Source organism: Bacillus sp. NTK034, from assembly GCF_017303275.1.
Taxonomy (GTDB): domain Bacteria; phylum Bacillota; class Bacilli; order Bacillales; family Cytobacillaceae; genus Cytobacillus.
Genome location: NZ_JAFKOJ010000016.1, coordinates 1 through 21237, shown reverse-complemented (window position 1 = coordinate 21237; position 21237 = coordinate 1). Strand labels below are relative to the sequence as shown.

At 36.9% G+C, this 21237-nt stretch carries 18 protein-coding genes, 4 pseudogenes and 1 riboswitch; of the genes and pseudogenes, 15 read left to right on the top strand and 7 right to left on the bottom strand.

Annotated features, from left to right (window positions below; all coding sequences use genetic code 11):
• Window positions 1–210: 210 nt before the first annotated feature.
• Window positions 211–1440 carry an IS110 family transposase gene (locus JI665_RS26655; protein WP_009333976.1) on the bottom strand — a complete coding sequence of 410 codons (1230 nt, stop codon included), beginning with the start codon at window positions 1438–1440 and terminating at the stop codon, window positions 211–213.
• 573 nt (window positions 1441–2013) lie between these two features.
• Complete coding sequence (locus tag JI665_RS26650) at window positions 2014–2820, bottom strand: cupin domain-containing protein (RefSeq protein WP_206845745.1); 807 nt, start codon at window positions 2818–2820, stop codon at window positions 2014–2016.
• A gap of 296 nt (window positions 2821–3116) precedes the next feature.
• Between JI665_RS26650 and JI665_RS26645 the strand changes: the two are divergent.
• The 4 genes and pseudogenes from JI665_RS26645 to JI665_RS26630 all read left to right on the top strand — a co-directional run.
• Window positions 3117–3548, top strand: a pseudogene (locus JI665_RS26645) (rubrerythrin family protein); the annotation flags it as partial.
• A gap of 374 nt (window positions 3549–3922) precedes the next feature.
• Window positions 3923–4026, top strand: a riboswitch (SAM riboswitch).
• Window positions 4027–4136: 110 nt separating this feature from the next.
• Complete coding sequence (locus JI665_RS26640; protein ID WP_206845743.1) at window positions 4137–5186, top strand: LLM class flavin-dependent oxidoreductase; 1050 nt, start codon at window positions 4137–4139, stop codon at window positions 5184–5186.
• Between the two features lie 15 nt (window positions 5187–5201).
• Window positions 5202–6158 carry an ATP-grasp domain-containing protein gene (locus JI665_RS26635; RefSeq protein ID WP_206845742.1) on the top strand — a complete coding sequence of 319 codons (957 nt, stop codon included), beginning with the start codon at window positions 5202–5204 and terminating at the stop codon, window positions 6156–6158.
• A 168-nt stretch (window positions 6159–6326) separates the two neighbouring features.
• A pseudogene (locus tag JI665_RS26630) lies at window positions 6327–6708 on the top strand (sulfite exporter TauE/SafE family protein); the annotation flags it as partial.
• A 591-nt stretch (window positions 6709–7299) separates the two neighbouring features.
• On the opposite strand, the gene JI665_RS26625 reads toward JI665_RS26630, so the two are convergent.
• Window positions 7300–7845, bottom strand: coding sequence for a CHAP domain-containing protein (locus tag JI665_RS26625; protein ID WP_206845741.1), 546 nt, complete (start codon window positions 7843–7845; stop codon window positions 7300–7302).
• A gap of 357 nt (window positions 7846–8202) precedes the next feature.
• Here JI665_RS26625 and JI665_RS26620 point away from each other — a divergent pair, with 357 nt between their 5' ends.
• The 3 genes from JI665_RS26620 to JI665_RS26610 all read left to right on the top strand — a co-directional run bounded on the left by JI665_RS26620 (window position 8203) and on the right by JI665_RS26610 (window position 11372).
• Window positions 8203–8889: a response regulator transcription factor gene (locus JI665_RS26620; RefSeq protein ID WP_206845740.1), complete on the top strand. Its 687-nt coding sequence runs from the start codon at window positions 8203–8205 to the stop codon at window positions 8887–8889.
• The gene (locus tag JI665_RS26615; protein ID WP_244671333.1) at window positions 8864–10945 is read left to right on the top strand and encodes a sensor histidine kinase; all 2082 of its coding nucleotides are present in this window, start codon (window positions 8864–8866) and stop codon (window positions 10943–10945) included. Before JI665_RS26620 ends, JI665_RS26615 begins: the two co-directional genes overlap by 26 nt.
• Before the next feature lie 136 nt (window positions 10946–11081).
• The gene (locus tag JI665_RS26610) at window positions 11082–11372 is read left to right on the top strand and encodes an RNA polymerase alpha subunit C-terminal domain-containing protein (RefSeq protein ID WP_206845738.1); all 291 of its coding nucleotides are present in this window, start codon (window positions 11082–11084) and stop codon (window positions 11370–11372) included.
• A 252-nt stretch (window positions 11373–11624) separates the two neighbouring features.
• Here JI665_RS26610 and JI665_RS26605 read toward each other — a convergent pair whose 3' ends face one another.
• Window positions 11625–12179: a DUF3231 family protein gene (locus JI665_RS26605; protein WP_206845735.1), complete on the bottom strand. Its 555-nt coding sequence runs from the start codon at window positions 12177–12179 to the stop codon at window positions 11625–11627.
• Window positions 12180–12395: 216 nt separating this feature from the next.
• Here JI665_RS26605 and JI665_RS26600 point away from each other — a divergent pair, with 216 nt between their 5' ends.
• Window positions 12396–12935, top strand: a complete 540-nt coding sequence (locus JI665_RS26600; RefSeq protein WP_206845732.1) for a helicase — start codon at window positions 12396–12398, stop codon at window positions 12933–12935.
• Window positions 12936–13021: 86 nt separating this feature from the next.
• Here JI665_RS26600 and JI665_RS26595 read toward each other — a convergent pair whose 3' ends face one another.
• A complete protein-coding gene (locus JI665_RS26595; protein WP_206845731.1) occupies window positions 13022–13444 on the bottom strand; it encodes a hypothetical protein in 423 nt (140 codons plus the stop codon).
• Window positions 13445–13621: 177 nt separating this feature from the next.
• Between JI665_RS26595 and JI665_RS26590 the strand changes: the two genes are divergently transcribed.
• The 4 genes and pseudogenes from JI665_RS26590 to JI665_RS26575 all read left to right on the top strand — a co-directional run bounded on the left by JI665_RS26590 (window position 13622) and on the right by JI665_RS26575 (window position 16998).
• Window positions 13622–14161: a GNAT family N-acetyltransferase gene (locus JI665_RS26590; RefSeq protein ID WP_206845729.1), complete on the top strand. Its 540-nt coding sequence runs from the start codon at window positions 13622–13624 to the stop codon at window positions 14159–14161.
• Window positions 14162–14417: 256 nt separating this feature from the next.
• Entirely contained in the window at window positions 14418–15419 is a 1002-nt protein-coding gene (locus JI665_RS26585; protein ID WP_244671332.1) for an NAD(P)H-dependent glycerol-3-phosphate dehydrogenase, read from the top strand.
• A gap of 153 nt (window positions 15420–15572) precedes the next feature.
• Window positions 15573–15992: a VOC family protein gene (locus JI665_RS26580; RefSeq protein ID WP_206845727.1), complete on the top strand. Its 420-nt coding sequence runs from the start codon at window positions 15573–15575 to the stop codon at window positions 15990–15992.
• Between the two features lie 327 nt (window positions 15993–16319).
• Window positions 16320–16998 (top strand): annotated as a pseudogene (locus JI665_RS26575) (DUF421 domain-containing protein).
• 264 nt (window positions 16999–17262) lie between these two features.
• Here the strand turns inward: JI665_RS26575 and JI665_RS26570 are convergent.
• A complete protein-coding gene (locus tag JI665_RS26570; protein ID WP_206845725.1) occupies window positions 17263–17820 on the bottom strand; it encodes a hypothetical protein in 558 nt (185 codons plus the stop codon).
• Window positions 17821–18094: 274 nt separating this feature from the next.
• Here JI665_RS26570 and JI665_RS26565 point away from each other — a divergent pair, with 274 nt between their 5' ends.
• Window positions 18095–18628 (top strand): DUF3231 family protein, encoded by a 534-nt coding sequence (locus tag JI665_RS26565; RefSeq protein ID WP_206845724.1) that lies wholly within the window; start codon window positions 18095–18097, stop codon window positions 18626–18628.
• 145 nt (window positions 18629–18773) lie between these two features.
• Entirely contained in the window at window positions 18774–19112 is a 339-nt protein-coding gene (locus JI665_RS26560) for a DUF4359 domain-containing protein (protein ID WP_244671331.1), read from the top strand.
• 244 nt (window positions 19113–19356) lie between these two features.
• Here the strand turns inward: JI665_RS26560 and JI665_RS26555 are convergent.
• Window positions 19357–20401, bottom strand: a pseudogene (locus JI665_RS26555) (NADH:flavin oxidoreductase/NADH oxidase).
• A 160-nt stretch (window positions 20402–20561) separates the two neighbouring features.
• Here JI665_RS26555 and JI665_RS26550 point away from each other — a divergent pair.
• A complete protein-coding gene (locus tag JI665_RS26550; RefSeq protein ID WP_206845721.1) occupies window positions 20562–20975 on the top strand; it encodes a MarR family winged helix-turn-helix transcriptional regulator in 414 nt (137 codons plus the stop codon).
• Window positions 20976–21237 lie beyond the last annotated feature (262 nt).

Here is a 21237-nt window from a genome sequence, read left to right as displayed (position 1 = left end):
TGAGAAGTGAATTAAATTAGAGATTATTTAGATGCTGGTGTGCAGCATTTAAAATCAATTAAAGACCTGCGGTAATATGTCAACTCCAAAAGTTTAAAGATGTTTAGTTTTCAATTTACTTGTGACTAAAAAAGACCGTAAGGAACTACACCAGTAAATAAATGTAATTTACTGGAAATCAGGAAGGCTTGCGCTGACAAAGTATATTTGTCAGATCTTCACGCACCTTTCTTGCGCAAAGACTTGGCGTTTGCGAAGCAGCGCATCCACCAATCGCACGAGTTTTCTTGCTGTTAGGACGAGGGCACGTTTGTGTTGATGTTTTGGAACTTCAAGACATTTCTTTTGGTAAAACTCGCGATATTCGGGAATCTGTCTCCTAACCGAGTTGGCGGCTTCAACGAGGTAGTAGCGCAGATATTCGTTTCCTTGTCGCGAAAGAGAAGTGTCTTCAGCTGTAAAGCGGCCAGACTGGTGTTTCCGCCAGTATAGACCTGCATATTTGGCAATCTTGCTTTCATCTTCAAAACGTTCAATCTGGCCGATTTCGGCAATAATGCCTGCGGCATATACAGGTCCGATGCCCGGTATAGTCTCCAAGGTCTGGGAAAGGCCTGTCATTAGACGGGTAATGGCTTTGTCGATTTCCTTGATCTGTTTCTGAAAGGAACGGATCAGCTCAATGGAAGTACCTAAAAGGAGATCCATTGAGTCTTCTACCACTTTATCTAAGCGGTAGGAAGAGCGGACTGCCCGTTGGATGGAAGTAGCTACTTTATCGGGATCAGAGAAACGATTCTTCCCGTGTTCCTGAAGGAACGCAGCCAATTCATCTAAAGGCATCTGGGCCAGTTCTTCCAGGCTGTATCTTTCGAGGAAGAGGTCCATCATCGCATTTCCGAAGGCGGAAGAGTCCACCTCATGGGAAAAGTTGCTGCACTTGAAATTCAGATGTTGGAGAAAGTGCTGTTTCTCCTTTGTCATCATCTTAACCAAGTGATAACGTGAACGGGTCAACTGTTGGAGTGCGACATACTGGCTCTCCTTGACAATGGACATCTGGTTACGGCCGAATCGGACATAATCGGCAATCACGAATGCATCAATTTCATCCGTCTTATTCATATCCGAATAGCTTTTCTTGAAGTTGGCAATCTGTTTCGGATTAATGACGAACACTTGAGTGTCAAAGACCTTAAGGTCTTCATCATAATGAAGGAACATAGAAGGATGGAAGCTATAGACCGAAGTGGACTCCAAACCGATCTTAACGCTTTCAACTTTACGTCCTTTCGCAAGGCCGAGGATTCGTTCCTTCAAAACTGTGGCTCCTGGAAGGTCATTTGATACCGTGAAGGTATCCACTTTTGATCCTTCCTGATCAAGGATACAGCCTTTCATGTCAAACGAACTTACGTCTAAACCAACAAATAATCGCATGGGGGTTACCCTCCTTTCATTGTGGAATCATTGGGTATTTCCTTGGACGCCTCGAGATATCTCTAGTATGGACGCCGATCATCAACCTCGTGTATCAGAACTGCATCTGCATCGAAAGCCGCCTCAGGGCTGCTTGTCACCTGAGTTCGAGAGGCAGTGCGCTCAGCCTGCGAGTATGAAGTGCCGCACGTACACTGAGAAACAGTCTTTAGATGTAGTCAAGCTACAGGGGCAGGAAGAATTGTCCCAAATGATCCTAAGACCATTATCTAGAAATATCTCGAGACGTCCAAACAGACCACCTTATATTGATAGAAAAGATGAAAAAGAGAATGGTATTTAAGGAGTTAAACATAATATACGAGGGGCAGATTAGCTGAACAAGGAGAAATGATGTATTTGCCATAAAGGGCTATTTGGGGTGCATTTTTTATTTAATTGACACACGAATGGGCTATTAAACTATCGAAAATAACACAAAATAAACTCGTCATGACTGACGAGTTTTTAATGCAGCAGGAAATAATATATCATTATTTAACGAAAGCATTTGATTATCGAGTTACGGTTGCTCTACATATTTTTGCTTTCCTGAAGAAGTTTGGATTTTCCTGTACGTTCCCATTCTTCTACTGTTTCATATGCTTTTTCAGGAGAATACCCCTTCCCTACAAGAACTCCCATTAGAATAAACTCTTGAAGTATGTGTGTCATATTAATTCCTCGTTTAACGTCCTCCAAGCCTTCTTTTACCAAAAACTCCGTATGTCTTACCCATTCATCTGGAGTCTTTCCGAAAGTTACTGTTTTCCCATTTCCATTCCCCATACCTTCTTCGATTGCCATTGCATCTGCCTTCGTTTTATGAACTGTACCAAATGGGTGGTTTGGCGGGGCATATATGGAGTATAGTTTTAACGGAACATTTCCTGTATTTGTGACATTGTGCCACATTCCAGCCGGTATCATAATAGCAGAGTCATCGAAGATTCTCCATTGGAAACTTAAATTATCTTTATTTTTGCCCATTTGTACAATCCCTTGACCTTGTTCAACACGTAAGAATTGATCCACATCAGGGTGAATTTCCAATCCGATATCTTCACCAACATTAAGACTCATTAGTGTAACTTGCAAATGATTTCCTGTCCACAGTGCAGTACGATACGTGCTGTTTTGTTTTGCGGCCTCATTGATATTTATAACAAATGGGTTTGATCCATAATCTTTTAATACGTCTCTGCTATCACCATAAAATGAACGATAAGAACGGAATGCCAAATCATTAGAATAAGCCCAATAACCAGTTGGATTTCCGTAAGGTTGTGCTGGTACATTTGCATAATAAGGATTTTGATACGTATAGGGCATACAGTACATTTTCCTCAATCCCTTCATTTTATTTATTATCAATAAATTATCTTATGTACGTAGAAGAGGAAGGTACTTATTAAAGTTAAATGACACTTTCGAGTTTCCAAGGTACATTTCAATTCCTTTCATAATAATCTAATAAGAGGAATTACTTTTATTGAGGAGGACAATGAGCTACAACAGCCGCTCAGTAGCAGGAAAATAATTTAAGAGGTGAGAATAAAATAATGTATGCGAAAAATTTCCACTCCTATAGTCACCCCCCTTATCATCATTTGCAACCATCATCAGAAAGACAAAATGCTAACGGCTATGGTGCCAAAGGGGCTTTGAATGCTCCAACATTAACTTTACCTCAGATGCTGACTTTTGCTTTACAAGATGAATTTCTTGCTCAGGCCAGGTATAATAATATTCTTTTAAACTTTGGTTATATACGTACATTTGCCCGAATCCAAGAAGCTGAATTGAGGCATATTAGTGCGTTACTTCCACTTCTTGAACGATATCAAGTACCTGTCCCAGAAGATATTTCAAGGATGTTTGTTACTGCCCCAGAATCAATAAAAAAAGCTTTTGCCTTTGGAGTACAAGGTGAGATAGAGAATATAAGTATGTATAATAAATTTCTGTCTTTAAATCTTCCAACAGATGTAAGAACAGTATTTACACAGTTAAGAAATGCCTCAATGAACCATTTGGATGCATTCGAAAGGGGCCAAGCGCGAAACTAAGTTAGAGAAGCATAGTTCCTTTTGTGGGTCTAAAGGAAATTTTTAAGTGAAATTCAAATGAAGTGGATAACCTTCCATTGAGGGTTATCCATAATTATTTTAATGAAATAATTTGACTACATATTTCATTGTATGCTCCTTCAATTAGATGATTGGATTGTAACGATGTACTTAAACGTGCGGGTATATCTTTGGACAGCGTGATGCGTTTCTTTCGACTAACGGGGCAGTTTAGGTGGGAAACTTTTAGCGGGAATTTACCTAAAATCAGGAAAAAACATATTAATTTTATTTAGAATTCAGAAATAATTGATTGACAATTCCATGAATTTTAATTATTATCGCTTTAAATAATTAAAAAATTGAATATTTTCTTCTTATCCAGAGAGGTGGAGGGACTGGCCCTTTGAAGCCTCGGCAGCAGGTTCTGATGAATACTGTGCCAATTCCAGCAAGCGCATCGCTTGAAAGATGAGAAGAGGGTTTAAAAAACTCTCTTCTTAGGAGGAGAGTTTTTTAATTGTTTATAAATCCAACTTAAGTTATGCGAAAAGTAGATATTTAAAAATGCAAGAGGAGAGAAGAAAAATGAAATATGGTTTCTGGTTGCCGATTTTTGGAGGCTGGCTGCGAAATGTAGAAGACGAAAATATGCCGCCAACCTTTGAATATGCTAAAAACGTCATTCAGTCGGCTGAAAAATGGGGATACTCGACTACGTTAATAGCTGAATTATATTTAAATGATATTAAAGGAACGGACCATGATTCTCTTGAAGCCTGGTCCACGGCAGCCGCACTTGCAGCCGTGACGGAAAAAATTGAAATTATGACCGCGATCCGCCCTGGTTTTCATAATCCTGCTGTAGCAGCAAAAATGGCAGCCAATATTGATCAAATCAGCAGCGGCCGCTTTACTCTTAATGTTGTTTCTGCCTGGTGGGCTGAAGAAGCGCGTCAATATGGTGGTATTTTTACAGAACATGATGAGCGTTATGCCCGCACCGAGGAGTTCATTGATGTTCTGAAAGGCTTATGGACAGAAGATACCTTCAGCTTTTCTGGCCAATTTTACGACTTAAATGAAACGAAGCTTGCACCGAAGCCTGTTCAACGGCCTAACCCCATTCTTTATGCAGGCGGTGAGAGCGAAAAAGGCAAGCAGACCATTGCAGAAAAATGTGATGCTTATGTCATGCACGGCGGAACGGTTGAAGAGATTGACCGGAAAATAGGAGAAATGAAGGGACGGCGTGAACAAACGGGGAATGCGCCATTCAGTTCTTTCGGAATGGCTGCGTATGTTATTTGCCGTGAAACAGAAGAAGAGGCTCTTGCTGAGCTTGAAAAAATCACGACTGTGAAGGATTCCAGCGGTTACGCAGGCTTTAAGGACTTCACGACAAAGTCACAATTAGAGCAGCAGATTCAGCTGCAGGATTACTCTGTCTCCAATAGAGGTCTGCGGCCAAACTTAATAGGAACACCAGAGCAAATTGCTGATCGAATCCTGCAATATGAAGAAGCTGGCCTGGACCTGCTATTATTGCAATTCTCACCTCAGCTGGAGGAAATGGAACGCTTTGCAAAGACGGTAATGCCATTAGTGGAACAAAAACGCAGTTTAATAAAGAGCTAGAAAGGGGCCTGAATAATGAGCAAGGTATATGTAATACATGAAAATAGTGAGTGGACAGTCCATTTGACAAAAAGGCTGGAGGAACTGGGTGTTCCTTATGAAGAATGGCATTTAGACGAAGGAACGTTAGATTTATCGGCAGAACCGCCGGAAGGAATTTTCTATAGCCGAATGAGTGCTTCATCTCATACCCGTGATCATCGCTTTGCAGCTGAATTTTCCGGACAAGTATTGGCGTGGCTTGAAGCACATGGCCGTACTGTTTTAAATGGAACGAGCGCTTTAAAGCTGGAAGTTAGCAAGGTCCTGCAGTACTTGGAGTTAAACAAGTCTGGTGTAAGGACTCCAAAAACGATTGCAGCGGTTGGAAAAAAACACATTATTAAGGCAGCCGAGACGTTTGCGGGACAGCCGTTTATCACGAAGCATAACCGAGCAGGAAAAGGCCTGGGTGTTCAATTATTCCATAGTTTTGATGCTCTAAAAGCTTATGTGGAGGGACCTTCCTTCGAAGAGCCTGTTGATGGCATTACCCTTATTCAGGAATACATTCAATCTCCTGAAAGCTATATCACCCGCTGTGAATTTGTAGGAGGCAACTTTGTTTATGCTGTAAGGGTTGATACTTCTGAAGGATTTGAACTTTGCCCGGCGGACGCATGCCAGATTGGCGACTTATTCTGTCCGGTCGGAGAAGAGGTTGAAGAGAAGCCTAAGTTCCAGATCATTGAAGGTTTTGAGGACGAAATTTTAGAAAAATATAAAGACGTTCTGGCCAGGAATGATATTCAAGTTGCTGGAATTGAATTTATCAGAAATGCTGAAGGTGACATTTACACTTATGATATTAATACAAACACAAACTATAATACGGATGCAGAAGCAAAGGCCGGAAAATATGGCATGCTCGAATTAGCTTCATTATTAAAGAAGACCTTGGAAGAAAAATACGCAGCATCATCTGCCGTTTAATTTGAGTGGACCTGCATCTGCAGGTCCATTTTAAATTTGGGAGGCTGCTAGTTTCGTAAACATTCTTATATACTAAAAGCCTCTAACTGAACACTTTTTTTAATTACAAAAAGTCTCCTGTATGTTTCCTATACTATAATAATAGTTGGACTAAGTTTGTCGAATGATATGAAAGTGTATTTGGGGGCATTTACTATTATTACATTTACTATGTTTTTAATAGGGATTTTACTAGGGTTTATTGGGGCCGGAGGTTCCGGGTTTATCATTGCCATTTTAACCGTTGTTTTTGGAGTGCCTATCCACACAGCGTTAGGGACTTCGCTTGCGGCTATGGTGTTTACGACCTTGTCCGGAGCTTACAGCCATTACCGGCAGGGCAATATTGATGTGAAAGCGGGCTTAACCGCAGGCATCTTTGGAGCCATTTTTTCCTACTTTGGTTCCAGGATTGCTGTAGGAATTCCTGTCGATTCACTCCATTGGCTTACAGCGGGAATGCTGTTTTTACCTGCTGTTATGCTTATGACCCGCCTATTTTTAGTACAGCAAGGAGCGTCCCTGCTCCCTCCGATTGAAAAATTGCATGATGTCTCTATCTATGTGGGTGTTGAAGTAGCGAAAGCCGCGATAGAAGAAGGAATTGCAAGAGCAGACATCACGGATGTGGCAAAAGCTGTGGCAGATGCAGTGTGGGAACCAGAGTATAAAGAATTTAAGAGTGTCGGTAATTGGGCAAGTTTTAAAACCTGATTGGATATTAAGAATATATGCCCGGTGCCCCTGGTAATGGTTGATTCTCTTAACAAGGCTGTATGAAACTGCATCTCAATTGTTAGAGATTTTCTAACAGTTTGCGGTTTGATATCATTTATCTTTTCGCGCTTTTTGCCGGCTCAATGTCTGGATATCAAACTAAAAGTGATGTCTTGACCCAAGGTAGGTTTATTAGGGTTTTAAATCATTTACTTTATAAGTATTTAGCCCTTTGTAAACCCAAAAGGGCTTTTGTTTGTTTATGGGACTTTCTCAAACCGCTGCCTGGATTTGAGGAGTCAGAGTAAATATTACCAAGCTCTGGAGAGTAACTTTCGTTTAGAAAAAGACTGGAACTTTTCTATATCTTCAGCCTAAGTAACTGCTATTGATCAAAAGCTGGCCTTCCATAACCGGCAATCTTTGAATTAGACAAAAAATAATACTTCTTGCAAACACCTCCTCCGTTAGAAATCATGCTGGAAGCACCTGAAGTATTGCCTTCGATTGTATAAACATACTTGGAATCAACCGCATAAACGATTCCTGTGTGATGAGCACTCGAAATGCTTGTACCAAAGAAAATTTGATCACCAATTTTAGGACTGGACGTATAAAATTGCCCATTGTTATTGAAATACTCAGCGGAATTTGGGCACCGAGCCCCAAGCACTCCATGGCACAAAAGCCTTTTTGCTTCATCGACACCGTATGCCTGAACGAAGCACCAATCAACGAATACGTCGCACCAGGCCAATCCCTGCTTTGAACCTTTATAAAATCCGCTGATTGCATCTAAGTCTCGTGCATACTTAGTGTAATTATTGGTGCCAGCATTAGCGGTTTTGTCATCAAGGTTACTGATACTTGCTTTTTCAAGATAACCAACTTCTGCTTCGGCTATTTGAATGACACAAGATACATCAGCCACATCATAGACCTCCTTAACGATGTAGAGTTACTATACCACCAGTTTATTCCTGTGGAGTAAAAAACGGAATCAAATAAACCATCTTCCAGCGCGGAAGATGGTTTATTCATTCGGAAATCCTGCTGGGGCAACGCCTCATACACCAGGATAGCAGCTGTGCCTGAAAGGTTAATTGAGCTTATCTCTTTTCTGATAATAACCATATAACTGGCCGGTTTATTGCTGTTTTTTTAAAACACTAAGAAAATCTTAAGAATTGCATAAAGTGTTTGTTAAGATTTAACTGATATTATTCTATTAGCAGGAATAATAAAGGGATGGGTCTTATATTGAAAACATTTTTGGGAGTGAATTTTCATGAACATATTGGTTTGTGATGATGATAAAGCCATTGTAGATGCGATAAGCATCTATTTAGAAAACGAAGGCTATAAAATACATAAATCATTTAATGGAGAAGAAGCCATTGAAGTAATCAGAGATCATGAGATTCATCTTGTTATCATGGATATTATGATGCCCAAGATGGATGGGATTAGAGCTACCATGAAGATTAGAGAAGAAAACAATATCCCATTAATCATGCTTTCTGCCAAATCGGAGGATTCGGATAAAATTTTAGGCTTAAATTTAGGAGCAGATGATTATATAACAAAGCCATTTAATCCCCTGGAGCTAATTGCAAGGGTTAAATCACAGCTGAGACGATATACGACATTTGGAAGTCTTGAAACAAGAAGCAATGTATATCAGACGGGGGGACTTATGATTGATGATGAAAGGAGAACAGTTTCGATCGATGGGAAGGAGGTCCATCTGACACCCGTACAATATAAGATCTTAAAGCTTCTGACAGCAAATGCCGGAAGGGTTTTCTCCATTGAAGAGATCTATGAAAAGATATGGAATGAAAAATCCTTTAGTCCTGAAAATACAGTAACCGTTCATATCAGGAAAATTAGAGAAAAAATAGAGATAAATCCGAAAGAGCCAAAATATTTGAAGGTGGTGTGGGGAGTTGGATATAAAGTTGAAAAGATATAGTCATTCTGTCATGACGAAAATCATTGTCTTCATCATAGCCGTCATCTGTTTTACGGGGGCCATTCGAGCCATTGTTGAGGTAGAGGTCGTAAATGATGGTCAATTCAGCAGCGTGTTAGAAGACAATTATTTAGAGAGCAGGGCATTTGTGCTGGAAAATGAAGCTCTCATAGGTGATCTCACAAGACTATTAGGGGAATATAAGAATGAGGAACATATTTTAAGCGGCAAAACAATCAGCCAGGATGAATGGAGAAGTGTTGAAGAGAATTTATATTCAGAATTTCGGAACCAATCCAGAAGTTATAATCCTGAATTAAATGAAGAAGAAAATTTCAAACGGTTTAAAGAAGAGTACGCAGAGACACTCTCTCAGGAAAAGGACCAGCTGATCAGGGAGGATTTAAGAGAATTTCATTTGCTTTTGCAGAATATAGAGTCTTCAGAGCTAATGTTTTATGCCAGTGATGGGACAAATGTGTTTAAAAACAGTTCAAAGACCGAAAAAGAACAGTTTGAAAGCTACCCTTCTTATATGCTGTTCGAGGAATATAAACGAGAGTTCTATCCAAAGGAAATGGAAGAAAATGAACATTTGCATGTAATTACTGAGCAAATGGATGAACTAAATTCAGGAAAAACAGTTGTGTATGTTGCTTTTCCGGAAGATTTGCTGGATCTTAAAACAGAAGAGTGGCAAAAAAACAAAGCCATTGCTGGAAAAAATGTATATCAAGTATTTGGATTCCTGGCTGGATTTATTCTTTCATTCTTTTACCTTGTACTTATAGCAGGCAGAAAGTCATTTAAGGATCAAGAGCTGCATTTTCATCCGGCAGATAAATTATACAATGACATCAATATCGTATTATGTATTATGCTTATAGTATTTTGGGTTGCTTTAGTGGATGATGTGTTTGAGAATATAGAAAAAATGATCACACCTATTACGATCCCTTTTGCCGCTCTGGGATTCGTGCCGATTCTATCACTCATAAAGCATTTCAAAAATAGAACGCTTATCAGACATACATTAATTTATACATTGATCCACAAACTGGTTAAATTTATAGGAGATGTATATCAAAGCGGAAGCACCGGCGTAAAGACGGTACTGCTTGTCATCGGCTATCCAATAGTGATTGCTTTAACGTTCTTCATGTTTCCGGTAACGATTGGCCTGGCTGCCTGGTTTGCCTTTAAGAAAATCAAGACCTTTAACTCTATACAGAGCGGGGTAGAGAGAATTAAGGAAGGGAACCTTCATCACCGTATTGAAGCAGGCGAAAAAGGAGAATTCAGCAGGCTTGCTGCCAACATCAACAGCATCACGGATGGATTAAAAAAAGCGGTGGATAACGAACTAAAAAGTGAGCGGTTGAAAACAGAGCTAATCACCAATGTATCGCATGATATTCGAAACCCCTTAACTTCCATTATTACTTATGTTGACTTATTGAAATTTGAAAAGGATTCATCGAAGGCAGAAGGTTACATTGAAGTACTGGATCAAAAGTCAAAAAGGCTAAAAATACTGGCAGAAGATTTATTTGAAGCAACAAAGGCGTCCAGCGGAAATATTCCAGTTCATTTTGAAAAAATAGATGTCGTGTCTTTAATAACCCAGGGGCTAGGGGAAGTGAATGATAAGATTGAATTACTGGATTTAGATATTAAGCTGAGTTATCCGCCGGAGAAAGTCTATATTACAGCAGATGGGAAATTATTGTGGAGGTCCATCGAGAATTTATTATCAAATATATTTAATTATGCCCTCAAAAGCTCAAGGGTATATATTTCTATTGAGGAATTAGGCAGTGAAATCCTCCTTACCTTCAAAAACATCTCAGCTTCTGAGTTAAATATCTCAGCAGACGAATTAATGGAGCGTTTTAAAAGAGGCGATGAATCCAGATCCAGCCAAGGCAGCGGATTGGGACTGTCAATTGCGAAAAGCCTGATTGAAATACAAAAAGGGAAATTCAACATACAAATTGACGGAGACTTATTTAAGGCTATAATCTCTCTCCCGAAACATAATCCTGGTAATGAATGATCATTTTAAGGCGGCTTTTTCCTTTTGGATAAAAGGGCAGGTTTGTTTAATAATGGAATTCATATTTTGCCGAGTTTATATAACTAATAATTAATAATATATAATACTGGGTCAGAATTTGTTTGGAGGAATTATTTTGACAGTAAATAAAAGTTTAAGGGTTTGTGAAAAGGGACATAAGTTTTACAAAAGTAGTGAGTGTAAAAGCTGCCCTGCCTGTGATAAAGAGAATAGGCCTAAAAGCGGCTTCCTTTCGAAACTCAGTGCTCCTGCAAGGAATGCATTGGTTCACGAAGGAATAGACACTTTGAGAAAACTATCAAAGTACACTGAAAAAGAAATATTAAAAATTCATGGTATTGGACCGGCTTCCTTACCCATTATGAGATCTTTCTTAAAAGAAGAAGGGTTATCATTTAAAAAATAAGAACTGCAAGACAGGCTTTAAGATCAGCTGCTAACAGGCAGCTGGTTTCTTTTAAATTCACGGGACAGGTTCATTTCATAAATGATAGAAAATTTTACAAAAAATAAAAAAACGCCAATCCTCCGATTCATATGGATTTTGGCGTTTTTCTACTTTTATCGTTATGTTTATGTAAACCTAAAATTGCATTTGATTGTTTTTGCTCTACCTAATGTTTACCTTTATCACCCACTTAGCAGAACTAGAGAATTTTTAGCCTAAGGGTTGTTGAGAACCAGGTGGGACGTAAAAAGGCGGGACTTTTATCCATCCGCGCTTGCGCATTAAATGTTTTAATCTAGTTGCGAAAGCTAATTTTTCTGCTTGAAACTGAATAAACAAAATACCTACATCAGTACGAATCGATTCTGAAGCAGTACTGGCGGCACGCATAATTAAGCTAATAATTTTTAAAGATAATTCATTTGCAATTACATCATCTGTTAATTTTACACCGAGAGGAACAGTGTTAGGGTCTGATTTTGGCATGTCTTCAGGGGCAGAAGGCAATGTAATTCCTTCCTTAATCATAAAATCATGAAGTCGTTCCCTCTGACTGTTCCCTAGTTTCATGTCTTCTTCAAGTATTGCTTTTAATTCATTATCCGTCGTGGTATTTATACCTGCTTGAACAGAAACTTTTGCTAATTCAAGGCCTGCTAAGTAAATCCAGCATGCCATCACTTCTCCTACATGAAGAGGTTGATCTTCATCTTGATCTGTCATCGATTTCATGGTATCCATAACTGTTTCCCATACATTTAGCATGTGATCCCTCCTGATTTTTTAGCTTAATTACTCTTATTGTTTGTTTCATAAGAATAACTATTCAAAAGGTGAACGATATAAATCAGGTGGCTTATCTTAATTGACTTACGGGGCAGGTTAGTCCAACAAGGAAATTTATTGGCAATTGCAGAATATTAAGATGTAGTCCATTGTATCGTTACGATCTATGTACCAATATGTTAGGAGTGACAACGAATGCGTTTTGAAAATGGGAAAGTATACCCTAATTGTTTAGTTATTACCAGAAAAATAGAAGTTGGTGGACTCACGAAATCGCAGCTCATCCAGAAAATGCAAAAGTACTCTATCTTGATGAATGAGTATGGAGAAAAACTAATAGCTGATAATAAATTTACTAGCTCTGATGCAAAGTACAACCTTCATACCATAGAACTAACGGTAGGCAATCTTGGCTTCCCAGATGGAGCTACTACGGCTCAAATCTTTAAAAAAGCGAGCGAATTAGGTTTGGAATTGTGTCCGCTTGAACTGGGACCTTATTTAAGACTGGAATATCTGGATCAGCCTGAGGGTAATTCGGGGAAATCTTTACAGAGGAATCAAGCTCCATCAGGATCAATCACAATAGCCTCGGAGAAACTATCTAAAGAAGATGATTTTCCAAAAGGCTTTTATCTTAGAAGAATTAACGGCGTGTTGTGGCTGAGAGGATACAATGCAGATGATCTGCACGTTTGGAATCCAAATGATCATTTTATCTTTTGTCAAACTTAGATTTAAGAGGGATATTTTTTCGATCTAAAAATGAATTATCTTAGGTACTATGGGGCGGATTACTTTAAAAAGTGCATTAAGTTCTCTTAAAGGGAGAAGTCTAAAGTATTCAATAACGCATCAATTTTTGTTTTAAAGGTAAAAAAATAAGGATTGTTTTCGTCATCAAAGGTAACCAAATAAGGATCCTCCTCATTAGGAATTATTATGATAATTTCATCAATTAAAGTGTTTATCCATTTATTCTCTATAAGGTAAGGCGGTTCTAAAGGGATTTTAACCATATAGCCCTGGTTTGGAATAGGCTTGAATTTTTTCACAATACCATCAATGCCTTTAATTATTTTTTCAGTTTCTAATTGAACGTTAGAATTTGTTGGAGTTGTTTTTATTATTTGATCCTTTTTAATATCAAGAAGCTTAACAATATTATTTTCCTGGGCGTTTACAATTGATAAGTTAAATTGAAACAGAATAACAACAAATAAAAATAGTCCCTTACGAATCATATTATCACCTCATCTGTGTGTTATTTTAAGATTTATTATTAGAGTATGCCCTCTTGATTTACGAAGTATTACGCATTCATTCCTTTCCATACAAACGTCGCCGTTTAATTAAATACATAATTTTAAAAAATGATAAACTTATTATCAGTTGATAATATTTTGTAAAGTGGTGGATTCATGAATATTTTAGAAAAGTTTGCTGATGTACCTAAAATAGAAACGGAACGTCTCATCCTTCGAAAGATCACATTAGATGATGCAGAAGATATGTATTTATATGCTTCGAATGAAGAAGTAACGAGATATGTAACTTGGGATACGCATTCTTCATTATCAGATACAATTGTGTTTATCAATACGTTTTTACCTCAATATGATGCTCTTTGGGGGATTGAGCTTAAAGAAAATGGTAAATTTATTGGAACAGTTCACTTTGTTTGGTGGCAGCCAGAACACAAAAGTGCTGAAATTGGATATGTTTTATCTAATGAATACTGGGGCAAAGGGCTAATTACCGAAGCAGCAAGGGCAATCATTTTTTTTGGTTTCGACAGTATGAACTTAGTTCGTATACAAGCGAGATGCTTCTTAGAAAACAAGGGTTCAGAGAGTGTTATGAAAAAATTAGGTATGTCTTTCGAAGGTATAAGCAGAAAGGTAATGTATGTTAAAGGGGAACATAAGGATTTAAAAGTGTACTCCATAATAAAGTTTTAGATGTATATTTTATGCTTTATTACAGTGAGATGGTGATTTCACAACAGTTATATATTACGATGAATAAGTTTGTAAAGATTTACACTTAAAGTAACGAGTGCGTTATTTTAAGATCCAGCTGCCGTTTCAGGCGGCTTTTTTTCTTGCTTAACTAACGGGGCAGGTTTAGTTTAAAAAGGAATTACGTTTATGTAGTCGAATTAAATTATTAGTGTCTGGTTCATTAGTGGTCATTCTTTTTTAAAAGACATTAAAAATGAATAAAGAAATAATAAGGATAAGGGAGATAAAGATGAGAGTTTCTGTTTTAGGATGTGGTCGATGGGGCACATTTATGGCTTGGTATGCCAATAAAATTGGTCATGATGTAATGCTATGGGGGAGAGAAACTTCAAAAAGTTTGGCTGGATTAAAAGAAACTAGAAAAAATGAATATCTCTCACTGCCAGATACAATTGAATTATGCAGTTCATTAGATAAATCCATATCATTTGCGGAACTAATTATCATTTCAATCAGTGCTCAAGAATTAAGGTCATTTGCTAAGCAACTAAATTCAATAAAAGAATCGCAAAACAAAACATTCATTTTATGTATGAAAGGACTAGAGGCCTCTAGTGGAAAAAGACTCTCGCAAGTGTTTAGCGAGGAGCTTGGAAGAAATGTGAATGTAGCAGTATGGGTAGGTCCAGGACATGTACAGGAGTACGTAAATAAAATTCCTAATTGTATGGTTATTGGTTCAGAGAATTTTGACATTACTAAAAAGATTGTACAGGAACTTAATAGTGATTTAATTAGGTTCTATTATGGTCAGGATCTTATTGGAAATGAAATTGGTGCTGCAACGAAAAATGTTATAGGAATTGCAGCTGGTATGTTAGATGGATTAAATTATAGCAGCCTAAAAGGATCACTTATGGCTAGAGGAACAAGAGAAATTTCTCGTCTAGTAAGTATAATGGGTGGGAATGATTTAACGATTTATGGTTTAAGTCATTTAGGTGATTATGAAGCAACACTTTTCTCAATACATAGCAACAATAGAAAATTTGGACAATCTTATGTTGAAGGAGAAAGGTTTGGAAAACTGGCAGAGGGTGTTTCAACAATAAAGGCCATAAAGGAAATATCTAGACAGTATGAGGTTGAACTTCCGATTTGTAACGCATTATATGAGATTTTATTTGAAAATAAAGATGCAAAAGAAATATTAGAGAACCTGCTCTTAAGACCAGTAAAATTTGAATTTAAATAAAAAAATAAAAGATGACTTATTCAAAACGGGGCAGATTTGTTCAATAAAAGTTGTATAAATTAAGTATAAACTCCTTACCTGATGCAGGAAGCAAGGTTTTTTTGTTGAATAAATAAATTTAGTATAATTTGGTATTTTGAAAGGAGACAAAAAATGGGCGAGAAATTATTAAGGGTAGGCACAACATATATTCCAGTGACTAATGTAGATCTTTCCTCTGATTGGTATGTAAATAAACTAGGAGCAGAGTTAAGTTACAAAGATCAAGACAAAGCTATATTAAACTTTGCCAATCAAAGTATTTTTCTTGTGAAATCTAATGAAAATCAAAGCTCCAATTTCTTTGATATTTACGGTAATGAACGTTTTTCGTTAACATTCGAAGTTAATGGATTAAATGCCTTAGAAGCAATACATAAAGACTTTAGGCAAAGTGACATTAGAGTTGGAGAAATTGAAAACAGAGGACACACGGGAAGAAATTTCGTTTTTTATGATTTAGATGGAAATAAATTTGATGTATGGAGTAAACTTAGTCCAATCTTCAAAGAAAAATATCTAATTTCCAAATAGATAATTTAATAAGGAGGGAATGTTTTATTAAAACATCGCCCGTTCATTCCTCAATAACGGGAAAGGTTGAGAGTTGAAGATCCATCAGGGATCGGCAACTCTTTTTTCATCTCCGACTAAGGGGCGATTTTGTTTTAAAATAGCTGCTAATCAGGCAGCTGTTTTTATTGTTGAAAAAAGGGGCAGGATAGTTTAATAATTCTATGTAAGTCATGTAGTCATTTTTTATATTTTCAAATAAATGGAGAAAATATTGATGAGTTCTATTATTGAAAACAATAGTTGAGGATATAATTTTAAGTCATAGATGAAGGGGGGCACAGATAAATGAAATTATCGTACTTAACAATTGAATTAATAGTTGGCTTTTTTTCTATTTATAATGGTAAAGTTTTTGGGTAAAAAAATCATTAATCAAATTTCTCCTTTTACTTTTATCGCATCTATTGTATTGGGAGAATTATTAGGAAATGCTTTATACGATCATAAAATAGGAGTATTTTATATTGTTTATTCGATGACCCTTTGGGGAGGATTACTATTTTCAGTTGAATATCTAGGTCAAAAATTCCTTGCATTCAGGGGGCTTTTTGAAGGGAAACCCTCTGCACTTATTAAAAATGGAATTGTAGACCGAGAAGAGTTAAGGAAAAATAGAATGAATATAAACCAGCTGCAAAGTTTACTTCGACAGAGTGAAACCTTTTCACTTCGTGAGGTTGCCTTTTGTTATTTAGAGGCAAATGGTTCGATTAGTATTTTAAAAAAATCAAAGTATCAAAAAACAACTCAGGAAGATTTTAACATGGCTTCAAAAGTAGTTTCAGTTCCAGTGACTTTAATAAGAGACGGTAAAGTTTTATGGGATGAAATTATTGATTTGGGCTTTAATGAATTTTGGTTAAAGTCACAATTAAATACTCATGATATTACTGACTACAAAGATGTTTTTATAGCAGAATGGCTTGAAGGCGACGGTCTATTTGTACAGCCTTTTGAGAATTGAACTGTTTGAATATTATCCTAATACCAAATGACTTGAAGTGTTAGTTCATTAACCTATGAGGATTACTTTAATCAGCCTGAAGAGTATGATATTCAAGTAAGAGATGATAAATATGGAAAGTAAACCGACGCTTATGCCAAGATCAGCTCCCTTGCAGGCGGCTTTTTACTATTTAACAAACGGGGCAGTTTTGTTGAATAGATGTGACACCCCTTTTGATAAGAAATTGCAAATAAAGGATGGAAAGTTCCATCCCTTTTGTAATTATTTCATTTCTTTAATAATAGACTCGACTATCTCGAATGCTTTTTCTTTGGTTAATCCCTCTCTCAATGAAAACTCTATAGAATAAGAGCCTTCCTTAAGATTAAAAAACGTCACTACCAACTCTGTGTCCTTAGTTTTTATTTCGTTATATTTAACATCTACCCCGTTTATATCTTTAGTTTCGCTATCACCATCTCCATCCGTTATTTTAAAATTACTGTAGGTTATTCTAAAAAGCCAAGGTTCTCCATCGTATAACCCGTACAAAACTTTCGAACCTATACTCTTTTTGTATTTTTTTATGAATTCATCATCCATTAACTTGCCTTTTTCTTTTGAATAGACCACAACCAAATCTTTTTTGTTACCGGTGGGTGGATATATAATCTCTGCAGAAGTAATTGGAAACTCTTCATATTCAGGCATAAATATTCCTGTTCCAAATTCTTCATTTGACTGGTTCGTAATGGTGTCTGCAACTCCATTTGATGGAAAAGAACAAGCACTGACAATCAACATCAAACCAATTAGCAAAATATAAATCCTAATTCTCAATTCCTCAGCCCCCTATATTTTATTATATCTTCATTAACTCGATTTAACATATAATTCCAAAAGTTTTTAAAGTAACTAAGCACTATAACTGATTAATTATGCTTTTTCTTATTATGCTAATAGGTGCAGGGGCTTAGGTTTAGAAAGAAAGAATTGAAACCTAGCTAGTGGGGACATATTGATAAATTTTAGAGTAATCTTATTACCTATCTGAATAAATGTGACATCTAAGGTTAAATTAACTCAAAAATGTTATATTTTCGGGAGGATTTAAATGAATTATTTTGAAACTTTATTAGATACCATTAAACCTTTTTTAGATGGTGAAAAAAAGCCATTAAATACATTGGAAGCAAGTAATTTATGGTTATATGCAGGAATGGGTCAAAATACATTACGGCTTGAGGAAGTATGGATAAATACAGTTCAAGATATTGAATTTAAAGAGATAGTTACGAGTGTTTTCCATGTTCATAAAGAAATTGTAAATGATTTAAATGAGTTTCTATTGCAAGAAAGTGTACCATTACCCAAAACTAGTGCACCCAAGCCAATAGCTGATTATCATTCTATTCCGGATGGGGCAAAGTTTACGGAGGAAGAAATCGCTAATTTATTATCTTTTAACCTTCTTATTGCCATGACTCAGGGAATGAGAATAATAACGGAATCAATACGTGCAGATGTGGGATTTTTGGTCTCAAAGTTTTTATTCAAACATATATCCGTTTCAATACCATTAAAACAACTTATGTTAGAACGTGATTGGATTCAAGAAGCTCCACCGTATATTAATAATTTCAAGTGAAAATTCTCTTGAACTCACGATATAAATCAGCTGCCGAAACAGGCGGCTTTTCTTATTTGACTAACGGGGCAGGTTAGTGGAATAAGGAAATAAAAAATGTGATTATGGAAATGGGGTAATTAAGCAGTAAGGTGGTGTATCTCATTTGAAAAATAAGAAGAGGAGATTTGCATTAGGGATTTTTACAGTAATTCTTTTAATAGTTATAATGGTGCTTACTAATCCTACCAAGGATGAATTTGATAAATGGATATTAACAGAGAATGGAATTGTTTGTAACAATATAGGTTGGAATGAAGAATGTACAAAAGACAATCTGATAATATGGAGTAGTTCTTCTCATTTTAGAAACACTGGCATATTTGCCTCCTATGAGACGGATTTTGAATTTCAAAACGGTGAGCAATTCACTTTTAGAACTCTTGGGATATTTGGTACTTTCTTTAAGATGAATGACGGAAACATTTGGAGGATATTAAACTAAATTAATATTGCTCAACGCTATGTTTAAGATTAACCGCCATCCAGGTTTTTTTTTCGACTAAGAGGCAGGTTAGTACAATATATCCAAAATACCATCATAAGTTGGTAAAGCTGTAATTCAAATCTATAAAATTACAAATTGTGTCTAGAGCGCCCATTAAAGGTCCAGTTTATTTGAAAAAGAGGTAATAGAAATAGAACGGGTGCAGGTTAAAAAGGCTCCTAATAAGGAACCTTCTTATCACTTATCTTATACCTTTTGAATATTGAAAAGGCGGACTAACTTTATGAGTTAATCTCTTCTGCGTGTAAACTCCAATATGGATCATCAAGCATACCTCTTGCAATGGCCACAAGTTCTGCATCGCCATTTGAAATGGTCGCTTCTGCCAGTTCTGGGCTGCTTAATTTACCAACAGCGATAACTGGAAGGCCTAATTGTTTTTTAAATTCGCGTGCAAAGGGCACCTGATAACCCGGTGTGTTTTGTGGTTTGCGTTCTCCAGGAGGTCCTTCTCCACCACTTGAGATGTGAAAAACATCGACACCAGCATTTTTAAAACGTTTTGCCATATCAATAGAGTGTGATAATTCATAGCCCCCATCTATATACTCAATGGCAGATATTCGCATGATTAGCGGCATATCTGCTGGCATAACACTTCTTACCGCTTTTATAACTTCTTCTCCGAAGAGCGCTAGGTCTTCTCCGTACTCATCTGTACGATTGTTGGTGCTTGGTGACATAAACTGATGCAAGAGATAGCCATGAGCGCCGTGCAATTCGATTGTATCAAAACCCGCTTTTATTGCTCTCTCAGCAGCTTGTTTGAATTGCTGAACGGTTTCTTTCACTTCTTGGTTTGTTAAAGCTCTTGGGGGTTTAAGTTCACCATTCATTGTTTCTTCAGGTAATACTTCTACAGGTATATCGGAAGCTCCCACAGGTTGATTGGCATCTTCTGCTTTTCGGCCTGCATGAGCAATTTGAATTCCAACCTTGGTGCCGTACTTTTTTATTTCATTAACAAGTCGTTGGTATTGTGGTACTTGTTCATCTGACCAAAGACCAAGATCGCCATTTGTAATACGTCCCTCGGGAGTTATACTAGTCATTTCCATTATTATTAGACCTGTTCCTCCGATCGCTCTTGAGACATAGTGAACAAAGTGCCAATCGTTTGGTGCACCATCTTCTTTAGTGACCGAATATTGACACATTGGTGCCATAACAATACGATTTTTCAATGTAAGATTTTTAATTGTATATGGGCTGAATAAACGAATCAAACAAAAAACCCCTTCCCTCTTATTTGTTTGCGCATGCATATAATTTTGAAGCCTGGATTACAAGAAGGTGAATCTTGAACAAAACACTTGCTTGCGCATGCATATAATATAACTTATGTTATAATAATGTCAATAAATAGGGCTGGAAAGGATAAATATCATGAATAATAATGAGTTGTTTAATGCTTGGATTAATCTGACGAAATATCATGACCGTATATTGAAATCAATGGATTATACACTTCAAGATCATTTCCAATTAGGAATTAAAGAATTTTACCTTATGTATTACTTGGCACAATCAGAACATAAAAAGATTAGGTTATCAGATTTAGTTCCAAAAGTGGGTCTGAGTCATAGTGCTCTATCACGCTTAGTTTCAAGACTGGAACAACATCGAGGCGGATCCTTAGTTGAACGCCAAACGGATGCAAATGACAAACGATCTGTTGATATCTTTCTTATGGAAAAAGGAGAACAATTTATTCGTGAGATGCAATTGCTGATTAATGATAGCTTACGTTCTAGAATGAGCGAGAAGGATATACAAAATATTAAAAGGCTTGTTGAATAAGACAGCTAATTCTGATTGCTTTATTCTGAAAAAGCGCTATTCTTGCTGCAGAAAGGCGCTTTTTCTTTATGTTAAGGGTCAAATTGTTGAATAACCTGGTTGTTAAAAATACTAAAATTAGGTTAGACATTTTAAAGAAATGCACTTAAACTAACGGGGCAGTTTAGCATTCCTGTAGATCGTTATTTCTGAGCTTTGAAAAAAATAGGGCTCCTCAGTAAGATATGAGTAAGACACGACTCTAACTCAAACTTAGGAGGAA